The 12582-nt window shown below is 66.1% G+C and carries 8 protein-coding genes; 6 read left to right on the top strand and 2 right to left on the bottom strand.

Features of this window, described 5'->3' with window-relative positions; translation table 11 throughout:
- Positions 1–38: 38 nt before the first annotated feature.
- Positions 39–2282 carry a DNA topoisomerase IV subunit A gene (gene parC, locus EO170_RS08705; RefSeq protein WP_104583377.1) on the top strand — a complete coding sequence of 748 codons (2244 nt, stop codon included), beginning with the start codon at positions 39–41 and terminating at the stop codon, positions 2280–2282.
- 566 nt (positions 2283–2848) lie between these two features.
- Complete coding sequence (locus EO170_RS08700; RefSeq protein ID WP_126944142.1) at positions 2849–3505, top strand: thiopurine S-methyltransferase; 657 nt, start codon at positions 2849–2851, stop codon at positions 3503–3505.
- A 283-nt stretch (positions 3506–3788) separates the two neighbouring features.
- Here EO170_RS08700 and bfr read toward each other — a convergent pair whose 3' ends face one another.
- Positions 3789–4274: a bacterioferritin gene (bfr, locus tag EO170_RS08695; protein WP_126944139.1), complete on the bottom strand. Its 486-nt coding sequence runs from the start codon at positions 4272–4274 to the stop codon at positions 3789–3791.
- Positions 4275–4423: 149 nt separating this feature from the next.
- Between bfr and EO170_RS08690 the strand changes: the two genes are divergently transcribed.
- The 3 genes from EO170_RS08690 (at position 4424) to hpaM (ending at position 10734) form a co-directional block, all read left to right on the top strand.
- Complete coding sequence (locus EO170_RS08690; RefSeq protein WP_126944136.1) at positions 4424–6847, top strand: penicillin acylase family protein; 2424 nt, start codon at positions 4424–4426, stop codon at positions 6845–6847.
- Positions 6848–7309: 462 nt separating this feature from the next.
- Positions 7310–9454, top strand: coding sequence for a TonB-dependent receptor (locus EO170_RS08685; RefSeq protein WP_126944133.1), 2145 nt, complete (start codon positions 7310–7312; stop codon positions 9452–9454).
- 230 nt (positions 9455–9684) lie between these two features.
- Positions 9685–10734, top strand: coding sequence for a type III secretion-associated outer membrane-bound protein HpaM (gene hpaM, locus EO170_RS08680; protein WP_104583382.1), 1050 nt, complete (start codon positions 9685–9687; stop codon positions 10732–10734).
- An 11-nt stretch (positions 10735–10745) separates the two neighbouring features.
- On the opposite strand, the gene asnB is transcribed toward hpaM, so the two are convergent.
- Positions 10746–12440, bottom strand: coding sequence for an asparagine synthase B (gene asnB, locus EO170_RS08675; protein WP_126944130.1), 1695 nt, complete (start codon positions 12438–12440; stop codon positions 10746–10748).
- Here asnB and EO170_RS21470 point away from each other — a divergent pair.
- Positions 12439–12576: a hypothetical protein gene (locus EO170_RS21470; RefSeq protein ID WP_164740311.1), complete on the top strand. Its 138-nt coding sequence runs from the start codon at positions 12439–12441 to the stop codon at positions 12574–12576. The two genes, asnB and EO170_RS21470, sit on opposite strands and share 2 nt — an antisense overlap.
- Positions 12577–12582: the final 6 nt, after the last annotated feature.

Genomic DNA, 12582 nt, shown 5'->3' with positions numbered 1-12582 from the left:
CACGGCGCGGGCTCCTCTTTCGTAGGACCTGGCTTTACATGACCGATCTGACCCGCCCCACCTTCCACGGCTTCGAGCAGCTGCCGCTGCGCGAGTACGCCGAACGCGCCTATCTCGACTATTCGATGTACGTGGTGCTCGACCGCGCCCTGCCGTTCCTGGGTGACGGCCTGAAGCCGGTGCAGCGGCGCATCATCTTCGCGATGAGCGAGCTGGGCCTGAATGCCGCGGCCAAGCCGAAGAAATCCGCGCGTACCGTGGGCGATGTGATCGGTAAGTACCATCCGCACGGCGACAGCGCCTGCTACGAAGCGCTGGTGCTGATGGCGCAGCCGTTCTCCTACCGTTACCCGCTGATCGAGGGCCAGGGCAACTTCGGCTCCACGGACGACCCCAAGTCGTTTGCGGCGATGCGTTACACCGAATCCAAGCTGACCCCGATCGCCGAGGTGCTGCTGGGCGAGATCAGCCAGGGCACCACCGATTGGGCGCCCAACTTCGACGGCACGCTAGAGGAGCCGACCTGGCTGCCGGCACGCCTGCCGCACCTGTTGCTCAACGGCACCACCGGTATTGCCGTCGGCATGGCCACCGATGTGCCGCCGCACAACCTCAACGAGATCGTCAGCGCGCTGCTGCGCCTGCTCGACAATCCCGATGCCACGGTTGCCGAACTGTGCGAACACGTGCTCGGCCCGGACTACCCGACCACCGCCGAAATCATCACCCCGGTGGCCGACCTGCGCGCAATCTACGAGACCGGCCACGGCAGCGTGCGCGCACGTGCCACCTACAAGAAAGAACACGCCAACATCGTCATCGACGCGCTGCCGTACCAGGTCTCGCCGTCCAAGGTGATCGAGCAGATCGCCCAGCAAATGCGCGCCAAGAAGCTGCCGTGGCTGGAAGACATCCGCGACGAGTCCGACCACACCAGCCCGGTGCGGGTGGTGCTGGTGCCGCGCTCCAACCGTGTCGACGCCGAACAGTTGATGGGCCACCTGTTCGTCACCACCGATCTTGAGCGCAGTTACCGCGTCAACCTCAACGTGATCGGCCTGGACGGCCGCCCGCAGGTGAAGAACCTGCGCCAGTTGCTGAGCGAGTGGCTGACCTTCCGCAGCGACACCGTCACCCGCCGCCTCAACCATCGCCTGCAGAAGGTCGAGCGCCGCCTGCACCTGTTGGAAGGCTTGTTGATCGCCTTCCTCAACCTGGATGAAGTGATCCGTATCGTCCGCAGCGAGGACGAGCCCAAGCCGGTCCTGATCGCCCGCTTCGCGCTCAGCGAAGAGCAGGCCGAATACATCCTGGAAACCAAGCTGCGCCAGCTGGCGCGCCTGGAAGAAATGAAGATCCGCGGCGAGCAGGAAGCACTGGCCAAGGAACGCGCACAGATCCTGGCCATCCTGGAAAGCAAGACCAAGCTGAAGAAGCTGATCAAGGACGAACTGACCGCCGACGCCAAGAAGTTCGGCGATGCGCGTCGCTCGCCGCTGGTGCAGCGTGGCGCCGCCCAGGCGATCGATGAAACCGAGATGGTCGCCAGCGAACCGATGACCGTGGTGCTGTCGGAAAAGGGCTGGGTACGCGCGGCCAAGGGCCACGAGGTCGATCCGGCCGGCATGTCGTATCGCGAAGGCGACAGCCTGCTGGCGGCGGTGCGCAGCCGCAGCACGCATCAGGTGGCCTTCCTGGATTCGGAAGGCCGCGCCTATTCGACTGCGGTGCACACCCTGCCCTCGGCACGCGGCAACGGCGAACCGTTGACCGGCCGTTTCTCGCCGGCCTCGGGCGCGGCATTCCAGGTCATGGCCAGTGCCGACAACGCCACCCGCTTCGTGCTGGCGTCCTCGCATGGCTACGGCTTCGTCACCCGCTTCGAAAACCTCACCGGTCGCAACAAGGCCGGCAAGGCGATGCTCAACCTGACCACCGGCGCGCACGTGCTGACGCCTGCGCAGGTGACCAACCCGCAGAGCGACCGCATCGTGGCCGTCACCAGTGCCGGCAATCTGCTGGCGGTGACCGCCAGCGATGTGCCCGAGCTGGACAAGGGCAAAGGCAACAAGATCATCGACATCCCCAAGGCCAAGCTCGGCACCGAGCGCGTGGTCGCGGTGGTGGCGGTGGCACCGGGCAACACGCTGCTGGTACGCAGCGGCGCACGCACCATGAGCCTGTCGTTCAAGGACCTGGATGTGTATGTGGGCGCGCGCGCGAGTCGCGGGGCGTTGTTGCCGCGTGGCTGGCAAAAGGTGGACGGGTTGGAAGTGCAGTAACGGCTGTTCACCGACGCGCGCGTTCGACGCTGCCGCTGCCTCGATTTACTGAGGCGCGGCAGAAGGTCGACGGGTTGGAGTGCAACGGTGATGCGCTGACGCGCCGCGCGATGGCGCGTTGGCCGTGCGGTCTTGGGCGACCCACAAGACTACCGCCAGCTGGACGCTGCCGGCTTTAGGGCATCGCGCCCTCGGCCGGGTTGGTTTGCAACGGCGAGGCTACGCTGAGGCTCAAGCTCTGCATCGCCTTGAGAGGTTGAGCGAACGATGCGGATGCGTCGGTTGTGGAGCGGCTGATCTGCGGCTTGGCTGCAGTGCCCTTGTCCGCCCACCATCGCAGGACACGCCGCAAGTACGTCCTTGTAAGCTCTTACTCGGCATCCATGCCGCGTAAGGTCACGCGACGCTGGGCGGGCAAGGACCAGTCGAGAGGGTCGGTGTGCATGGTAAGCGCAGTAAATGTCGCGCGGTGGTGCGGTATGGTCTGAGCGGCTCATTTCGATCTGCAGTGTCACTGTCATTCCGACAACACGTCACTCGTCAACGCAAACCGGCAAGACACCATCATGGACACAGCATTCTGGTTGCAACGCTGGCAGAACGGTCAGACCGGCTTCCATCAGGACGAGGTGATGCCGCTGCTGCAAAAACATTGGCCGGCCTTGCAATTGCCGACGGCTGCCCGCGTGCTGGTGCCGTTGTGCGGCAAGACGCTGGACCTGCACTGGTTGGCCGCCCAGGGGCATCGCGTGCTCGGTGTGGAGCTGTCGCCGCTGGCGGTGACGCACTTCTTCGATGACGCCGGCCTGCAACCGCAGCGACACACCAGCCGCGCGGGCGAGCACTTCATCGTCGGCCCGATCGAAATCATCTGCGGCGACGCATTTGCACTGGAGCCCGGCATGCTGGCCGATTGCAGCGCCGTCTACGACCGCGCCGCGTTGATCGCCCTGCCTGCCGGCCTGCGCCAACGCTATCTGCACAGCGTGTACGCGCAGCTGCCTGCGGGATGCCGCGGCCTGTTGATCACGCTGGACTATCCGCAGGCCGAAAAGGCCGGCCCGCCGTTTTCGGTGGACGCTGCCGAGGTGCACGCCCTGTTCGGCACGCAATGGCAGGTGCAGCAACTGGAACACCGCGACATCCTCGACCAGGAGCCGCGCTTCCGTGCCGACGGCGTCACTGCCCTGTCGACCGGCGTGTATCGCCTGCAACGCAACTGATTGTCCCTGGCAACCGCTCCCTCGTAGCCGGACCATGCATTCACGGCAGTCGGCCGCCGCATGCGCCGCACGATCGGCGCCTTGCGAGCCGATCACCAACTGCGCGGCATTGCGCCACGCAGCGATGTTGCCGAACAGTGTGACGCGCCAGGCGGCATGCTGCAGTAGACAGCCGGCAGCCGGCCCAGACCGCGGCAATGGCAATGCACAGCACAACCCGGCACCCGCGGCTGCATACCTGCGCTGCGCCCGCTCGGCGGCTGCGCAGCGCCAGTCACCGGGCTCAGCCGGCGACATGCCCCTTGTCGATCTTCGAGGTCTGATACAGCTCCACACCGATGCGCTTGATCAGGCCGAGCTGCTGCTCCAGCCACCAGGCGTGGTCTTCCTCGGTGTCCTGCAGCTGCTTGAGCAGGATGTCGCGGCTGACGTAATCGCCGTGCTCTTCGCACAGCTTCATGCCGGCGGCGAGATTGGCGCGGACTTCGTATTCCACGACCAGATCGCGCTCGAGCATTTCCACCACGGTCTTGCCGGGCGCAAACTCGGCCGGCCGCATGTCCGGGTCGCCTTCCAGGAACAGGATGCGCCGCAGCAACGCGTCGGCGTGCTCGGTCTCCTCTTCCATTTCGTGGTTGATGCGCTCGTACAGCGCCATCAGGCCCTGGTCCTCGTAACGGCGCGAGTGCAGGAAATACTGGTCGCGTGCCGCCAGTTCGCCGCGCAGCAGCTGTTTGAGGTAGTCGACGACTTCGGGATGGCCTTTCATGATGTGCTCCAGCGACGCAATGCGCGCATGGTGCCCTAACCCGCCGGGCAATGATCTAATCGGAATCACTTTCAGTTGCGCTTGCGGCCAGACCCGCCACGGTCATGACCGGCGGCCACACTGTGATCGAACTCAAGGACCCGACAACAATGCGCAAATGGCTGGGCCGGCTGCTGCTGGCAATCGTGGTATTGGCCGTGGCGGCCCTGTTGGCCGTGTACCTGCTGATGCGTGGCAGCCTGCCGCAGCTGGACGGCAACAGCGCACTGACGGGCCTGGCGGCACCGGTCAGCGTGCAACGCGACCGGCGCGGCGTGGTCACCATCGATGCGGCCAGCCAGGTCGATGCCATGCGCGCACTCGGCTATGTGCATGCGCAGGAGCGCTACTTCGAGATGGACCTGATGCGCCGCGCACCGGCCGGCGAGTTGTCCGAGCTGTTCGGCGCCGCGGCGCTGGACCTGGACAAGCGCAATCGCGTGCACCGGCTGCGCGCCCGCGTGCAGGCCAGCCTGGATATCGCCGCCGGTAGCCAGCGCGCGGCGCTGCAGGCCTATACCGAGGGCGTCAATGCCGGGCTGGCCGCCCTGCGCGTGCGCCCGTGGCCGTACCTGTTGCTGCGGCAGACGCCGCGGCCGTGGACGCTGGACGATTCCATCCTCACCGGCATGGCGATGTATGCCGACCTGCAGGACAACGACAACCAGACCGAACTGGCAGCCGCACGCATCCGCGCGGTGGTGCCGGCGGCGCTGGCGGCCTTGCTCGATCATCAAGGTTCCAGCTGGGATGCCCCGCTGCTCGGCGCCGCGCAAGGCGATGCCGTGCTGCCCGATGCCGCCGCACTGGACCTGCGCCGCCTGCCGCATCCGGCCGCCGCGCCCGGCGCCGAGCCGCCGACGCCGGGCAGCAACAACTTCGCCGTGGACGGCAGCCTCACCAGCGACGGCCGCGCCATCGTCGCCGACGACATGCACCTGGGCCTGCGCGCGCCCAACATCTGGTTCCGTGCACGCCTGCGTTACCCGGACGCCAGTGCGCCCGACGGCAAGGTGGATGTCACCGGCTTCACCCTGCCCGGTTTGCCGGCGGTGGTGGTCGGCAGCAATGGGCATGTGGCCTGGGCCTTCACCAACAGCTATATCGACACCGCCGACTTCGCGCGGATTGCGCCGGCCACGCCGGGCCATCCGCAGGCGCTCACCACCCATGTCGAAACGATTCGCGTGGCCGGCGCCGCACCGGTGCGTTTTGCGGTCCGCGAGAGCGCGTGGGGACCGATCCTGCACGACAACCCCGATGGCAGCGTGCTGGCGCTGCGCTGGGCCGCGCAGCTGCCCGGCGCGATCCGCCTGGACTTTGCGCAGATGAGCACCGCGGCCGATCTGCAGGCCGCCTTTGCGGTGGCGGATCGTTCGGGCATTCCGGCACAGAATCTGTTGCTGGCCGATCGCAGCGGGCGCATCGCCTGGCGGTTGATCGGCGCGCGCCCGGTGCGCAATGCCGGGTGTGGCCCGAGCGGCATCGCCGAACTGGCGGGTTCGGCGCAGCACGCGGACGCGGCGTTGCCGTCGGTTGCGGTCATCACAGCCTCGGCACCCGCGCCGACCGGCTGCCTGCCCTGGCCGGTGCGCAGCGACGCCGCCCCTGCGCTGATCGATCCCCCCTCGCACCGGCTCTGGACCGCCAACAGCCGCGTCGTCGATGCGCAGCAATTGGCCACGCTCGGCAATGCCGGCTACGACCTGGGCGCGCGAGCGCAGCAGATCCGCGACGACTTGTTCGCCAGGCAGCGTTTCAACGAGCTGGATCTGCTCGCCATCCAGCTCGACGATCGCGCCGTGCTGCTCACGCGCTGGTGGCAGTTGTTGCGCAGCGTGGTCGAACACAGCCAGGACCCGGCCTTGCAGCAGATCGAAGCCGCCACACGGCAGTGGGACGGGCACGCCTCCACCCGCTCGGCCAGCTATCGCATCGTGCGCGGCTTTCGCGGCATGACCATCGACGCAGTGGAAGCCGGCCTGCTGGCCCCGGCAAAAGCCGCGCTTGGCAAGGACTTTTTACCGCCGCGTCGCGCGCAACTGGAAGGCATCGTCTGGCCGTTGCTGCAGCAACGCCCGGCGCATCTGCTGCCGCCGACCTATGCGAACTGGGACCAGTTGCTTGCCGAAGCGGCACGCAACGCGCAGGCGGAGCTCGCTGCGCAGGACGGCGCCTCGCCGGATAGCCCCTTGAGTGAACGCAGCTGGGGCGAACGCAACACCGCTGCCATCTGTCACCCGATCGCGCGGGCATTGCCTGCGCTTGCCAGGCGCTGGCTGTGCATGCCGCCCGACCAGCTTCCCGGCGATCGCGACATGCCGCGCGTGCAAGGCCCGGCCTTCGGCGCCTCCGAACGCATGGTGGTGTCGCCCGGCCACGAGCAGGACGGCATCGTGCACATGCCGGGCGGCCAGAGCGGACATCCGTTGTCGCCGTTCTGGGGCGCGGGGCACGAGGATTGGGTGCACGGGCGGCCGACCCCCTTCCTGCCGACCGCTACCCGCTACACGCTGCAACTGCAGCCGAAGTAGGCACGAGGCTTCGCGCGGGCCCTCATCCGCCCTTCGGGCACCTTCTCCCGGAGGGAGAAGGACAGCGACGAGCACCTCTCCGGGAGGGGAGAAGGACAGCCGCGAGCACCTCTCCGGGAAGGGAGAAGGACAGCCACGAGCACCTCTCCGGGAAGGGAGAAGGACAGCCGCGAGCACATCTCCGGGAGGGAGTAGGACAGCCGCGAACCCCTCTCGTCGGGAAAGGGGTCCGGGTGAGGGTACGGGCACACGCCGTGCGACCGAGGGCATTGCGCGTCCCGGTACTCGCAGATCTCAGACCGCAGCTCGCGCCTCGCATGCCGCATGCGGCGCCGCGCACCTCGCATGCGCACGCGCACGCGCACGCCGCAGTCTGTGCCGCAACGCCCACCCGCCGACCTGCGCAATCAAGCGAGCACAACATGCTAAGATGCATTTGATAACCATTCCCATTAGTGACCAATGCGCCCCACGCTCCTTGTCACCGCGCTCGCCGCCGCCTTCGCTCTGCCTTCGCCCCGCGCCTTCGCTCAACAACACGGCAGCACCTCGGCAACCGTCACCGACCTGGATGGCGTCGAGGTCGTCGGCCGTGCGCAGACACTGTACAAATCCGACGACGCCGCAGTGGCCACACGCACCGACACGCCGTTGGCGCTGGTGCCGCAGTCGGTCCAGGTACTGCCGCGCGAACTGATCGACGACCAGGCCGCACGCCAGATCACCGACCTGTATCGCAGCATCAGCGGCATCAGCTTCTTCAGCTATGCCGGCGTCACCCTGCGCGGATTCCGCCAGGAAAACGTGCTGTACGACGGATTGCGCGGCGATCCGTATGCCGGCTTCTCGGTGCCGCAGTTGTTCAATATCGAACGCGTGGAAGTGCTCAAGGGTCCGGCCGGTGCGCTGTACGGTGGCGGCGAACCCGGCGGCGTCATCAATTACGTCACCCGCAAGCCCGGCCATCAGGCCGCGCGTCGGGTGGAGCTGCAGGCGGGCAATCAATCCTTCGGAGCCGCCTCGTTCGAAGCTACCGGGCCGGCACGCGACGACGGACGCATTCGCTACCGCATCGGCGCCTATGCCGATGGCGAGGACGGTTTTCGCCGCAACACCGATAGCCAGAGCCAGATCGGCGATGCGTCGGTGGCGTTCGATATCGGCCAGACCGGCGAGCTCACCTTGCAGTACACCGACATCACCCAGAACCTGGGCGGCAATCGCCTGCGTGGCGTGCCGGTGGATGACGACGGCAACTTCCTTACCGACCGGCGCTGGAACCACAACGAACCCACCGATTTCCTCGACATGCGCGCCAAGGTCGCATTCGCGCAGTACCGCTTTGCGCCGTCGGATGCGTGGGACGTGGACATGGCGCTGCGCTGGTTCAAGAACGACGAGCATCAGATCTATCACGAGCCGATGGGCCTGATCGACCGCGATGGCGACGGCACCGCCGAATGGATGACGCGGCAGTTGCGCAACCAGTTCCGCGACAACGATGCGATCTCCAGCAACGTCAACGCCGTGTTCCGCACCCGCATCGGCGCGATCGAGCACAAGCTGCTGATGGGCGCGGACTACTATCGGCTGGATGCGGATTTCCGCGCGCAGACCGCCAACACCGCCGACACCGGCCGCGTGCGCGGGCCGGTGCCGGGTATCGATCTGTTCAACCCCGTGTACGGGCGCAGCGGCTTTTACGACTACGCTCTGGACAGCCTGCCCTGGCGCGCCACCAGCACGCGCAGCCAGCGCTACGGCGCGTATCTGCAGGACGAACTCACGCTGACGCCGCGCTGGTTTGCGATGGCCGGACTGCGTTGGGACGGCTTCAAGGACGACAACCGGCTGGACGGCTCGCGCGTCACCGGCAACGATCTCAGCTGGCGTGTGGGCAGCACGTTCGTGCTGCGCGATGGCGTCAACGCGTACGCCAGTTATGCCAGCGGCTTCCTGCCGCAGGATGCGGCCAATCAGGACAGCAGCGTCGGTGGCCCGTTCGATCCCGAGCGCAGCACGCAGTGGGAAGTAGGCCTGAAGACCGCGCTCAACGACGGCGGGCTGACGCTCAACACCGCGCTGTATCGCATCGAACGCAGCAACATCGTGCAGGCCGACGGCAGCGTCGTCGCTGGGGTCAATCAACTCGCCGCGCTCGGCCTGGTGCGCAGCGAAGGCCTGGAAGTGGATCTGCTGGCCGACCTCACCGAGCGTTGGGTGCTCAACCTGACCTACGCCTACAACGATGCACGCGTGCTGGATGCGGGCACCAACGGCATCACCAACGCGTCCGGCGACCGCTTCGCCAATGCACCGCGCAACACCTTCGGCCTGTGGACGCGCTACGACCTGCCGGCCTGGAACTCGGCAATTGCCTTCGGTGCCGACTACGTGGGCGAGCGGGTCAGCCTGGAAGGCCAGCGCGTCAAGCCGTATGCCATCTTCGACATCAGCTGGCAGACGCAGTGGGATGCCTGGAAGCTGCAGGTCAACGTCAAGAACCTGTTCGATAAGGTGTACGCCGTCAGCGGGTTCACTGAGCGCACCGGCCACTTTCCTGGCGAACCGCGCCGCATCTACGCGCAGCTGGCTTACGATTTCTGAGCAGGGCGAGCACGCGTCTGTGCAGGTCTCGAACGTTGCCCAAGTGTGACGTTCGTCGGCCACCGCATGCACGATTGCAGCCTCGACCACGACAGTGCAATGAACCTGCGCCGAATCAGGCCGGCCGGAATCAGCCAGACTTTAACGTCCGGTGGGACACACTAGAGGCCGTCGCGATCTGGAAGTGTTTCCACACGATCGCCCTCTTCCCCCCACTGACCGGAATCCGCATGCCTCAGCTTGCCCGCTCCGTTTCCGCCCTGTTGCCCCTGCTCGTTGCCACTGCCTGCTCGGCAGCGCCGCCCGCCAAGTCCGGCCCACCGGACGCGCCGGTCGCGGCCTGCACCGCCAAGCTGCGCCCCGGGCAGGATCTGCAAAAAGCCATCGACAAGCTTCCGCAAAGCGATACGCGTGCGGTGTTGTGCCTGGAAAAAGGCGAATTTCCGCTCAATGGCCTGGTCTCGATCCATCGCGGCAATCTCACCCTGCGTGGCACGGGTCCGACCACGGTGCTGCGCATGGCCGATGGCGTGCAGCAACCGGCGCTGGTGGTCGGCGACTATGAAAACCAGCAGCCTACCGGCGTGATCCGCAATGTCAGCATCGAGGACATGCAGATCGTCGCCAGCACCGGCGACAAGGAATTCATGCCCGAGCGCCCGTACCTGAGCAATAGCGCGGTGGTCGTGCGTTCCGGCCAGGGGATTCGCCTGGCCGGCCTGCAGGTCAACAAGTGCCGCAGCGCCTGCCTGCTGAGCGAGTACGACACGCGCGAGATCACCATCGAAAACAATGATGTCTCCGGCGCGATCTGGGACGGGGTGTCGTTCAACCGCACCGCCAAGGTCACGATGGTCAACAACTACATCCACGACAACGTGGCCGCAGGCCTGACCACCGAACATCTGGAAGACAGCGAGATCCGCAACAACCGCTTCGAGCGCAACGGCAGCCAGGGCATCTATCTGTCCGACGCGCGCCGCAACCGCTTCAGCAACAATCAGTTCGACGGCAACAAGGTCGCCGGTGTGTTCCTGGCCTGCGCCATCCGCTACCGCACACCGGAAATCCTGTGCTGGGACAACAGCATGAGCCAGGACAACGTGTTCGAGAACAACCGCTTCTCCAATACGCCGTTTACCTACACCATCGGCGTGGACCGCGCTGCCAACTGCACTGCGGCCGACTTCAAGCCGAACCTGTGGCGCAACAACCAGGCCGATGTGGCCGGTGTGGATATCGAGCCGCAGCGCTACGGCTACTGCGTGCGCCACGAGTGAGCGCAGCAGCGTTACGACGCCAACGCCTGTTCGTGCACGCCGGCAATCGCACGGCCGGATGGGTCGGCCATCGCGGCAAAGCTGGCATCCCAGGCGATCGCGGTCGGCGACGAACACGCGATCGACTTGCCGCCCGGCACCGTCTCCGCGGCCGCCTGGCTGGGGAAGAACTGTTCGAACAGCGTGCGATAGAAATACGCTTCCTTGGTCTGCGGCGGATTGACCGGAAAACGCCTGGAGGCGGCAGCCAGCTCGCGGTCGCTCACCTGCGCGGCGGCATGTGCCTTGAGTCCATCGATCCAGCCATAGCCCACGCCATCGCTGAACTGCTCCTTCTGCCGCCACAGGATGGATTCGGGCAGATACCCGGCAAACGCCTCGCGCAACACGCCTTTTTCCATCCGCGTGGCGCCGCTACTGGTCTTGTCGATCATCTTGAAGCTGGCGTCCATGCGCATGGCCACGTCCAGGAACTCGCGATCCAGGAACGGCACGCGCGGCTCCACGCCCCAGGCCATCATCGACTTGTTGGCGCGCAGGCAATCGTAGTTGTTGAGCGCATCCAGCTTGCGTACCAGCTCCTCGTGGAATTCGCGCGCGTTCGGTGCCTTGTGGAAATACAGATAGCCGCCGAAGATCTCGTCGCTGCCTTCGCCCGACAGCACCATCTTCACGCCCATCGCCTTGATGCGGCGCGCCAGCAGGAACATCGGCGTGGACGCGCGAATGGTGGTGACGTCGTAGGTCTCGATATGGCGGATCACCTCGGGCAGCGCATCCAGGCCTTCTTCGAAGCTGTACTCGAAGCCGTGATGCACGGTGCCCAGTGCGGCGGCGGCGACTTCGGCAGCGGCCAGGTCCGGCGAGCCTTTCAAGCCGATCGCGAACGAATGCAGGCGCGGCCACCAGGCTTCGGTAGTGTCGTTCTCTTCGATGCGATGTCGCGCGTAGCGTGCAGCGACCGCGGCGACCAGCGAAGAATCCAGCCCACCGGACAGCAGCACGCCATACGGCACATCGGTCATCAATTGACGATGCACCGCGCGCTCGAAGGCCTCGCGCAATTCCTGCAACTGCACCTGCACGCCTTCCACCTCGGCGTATTCACGCCAGGCACGCTCGTAATAGCGACTCAATGCGCCGGTGGCGCTGTCGTACCAGTGACCCTGCGGGAACTGCGCCGCATCGGCGCAATCGTCCACCAGCGACTTCAGTTCCGAGGCCACCCGCAGCCGGCCCTCGCGATCGTGGCCCCAGTACAGCGGCACCACGCCGATCGGATCGCGCGCAATGATCACCCGCCCGGCTGCCTTGTCCCATAGCGCGAACGCGAAGATGCCGTTGAGGCGGTTGAGGTAGGAGGCCGGCGCATCCTCGCGGTACAGCGCGTTGATCACCTCGCAATCGGAGCCGGTCTGGAAGGCGTACGGCTGCACCAGTTCCTGCTTGAGCTCGCGATGGTTGTAGATCTCGCCATTCACTGCCAGCGCAAGCTCGCCATCGTCGGATAACAAGGGCTGCGAGCCGCCGGCCGGGTCGACGATGGCCAGGCGCTCGTGCACCAGGATCGCGCCGGTGTCGACATACACCCCGCTCCAGTCGGGTCCGCGATGGCGCTGCCGCTGCGAACATTCCAGTGCCTGCCGGCGCAAAGCCTGCAGATCGTCACCGGGTTGCAGGCCGAAAATACCGAAGATGGAACACATGGAAACACTCCTGGATGAAACTGCGGGGGTTGGCGGCCGGTGGAAGAGCGTGCTGCAGGAAGTGACGCCCATAAAAAAACCCGCATCGGCCGATGCGGGTTCTCTGATTCCTGGGCGTTTGGTGGACGTCGCCTAGTCGCAG

It is taken from the genome of Xanthomonas sp. BRIP62409, assembly GCF_003992965.1.
In the GTDB taxonomy this organism is placed as follows: domain Bacteria; phylum Pseudomonadota; class Gammaproteobacteria; order Xanthomonadales; family Xanthomonadaceae; genus Xanthomonas; species Xanthomonas euroxanthea.
The sequence above is the reverse complement of the archived record's forward strand: the minus strand, read 5'-3'. Positions and strand labels throughout refer to the sequence as shown.

Bases quoted from the DNA above. Each gene is read 5' to 3' on its own strand.
- parC (WP_104583377.1), top strand. From the start codon at position 39: ATGACCGATCTGACCCGCCCCACCTTCCACGGCTTCGAGCAGCTGCCG.
- bfr (WP_126944139.1), bottom strand. From the start codon at position 4,274: ATGAAAGGCCATCCCGAAGTCGTCGACTACCTCAAACAGCTGCTGCGC.
- hpaM (WP_104583382.1), top strand. From the start codon at position 9,685: ATGCCTCAGCTTGCCCGCTCCGTTTCCGCCCTGTTGCCCCTGCTCGTT.
- asnB (WP_126944130.1), bottom strand. From the start codon at position 12,440: ATGTGTTCCATCTTCGGTATTTTCGGCCTGCAACCCGGTGACGATCTG.
- EO170_RS08700 (WP_126944142.1), top strand. From the start codon at position 2,849: ATGGACACAGCATTCTGGTTGCAACGCTGGCAGAACGGTCAGACCGGC.
- EO170_RS08685 (WP_126944133.1), top strand. From the start codon at position 7,310: ATGCGCCCCACGCTCCTTGTCACCGCGCTCGCCGCCGCCTTCGCTCTG.
- EO170_RS08690 (WP_126944136.1), top strand. From the start codon at position 4,424: ATGCGCAAATGGCTGGGCCGGCTGCTGCTGGCAATCGTGGTATTGGCC.
- EO170_RS21470 (WP_164740311.1), top strand. From the start codon at position 12,439: ATGGAAACACTCCTGGATGAAACTGCGGGGGTTGGCGGCCGGTGGAAG.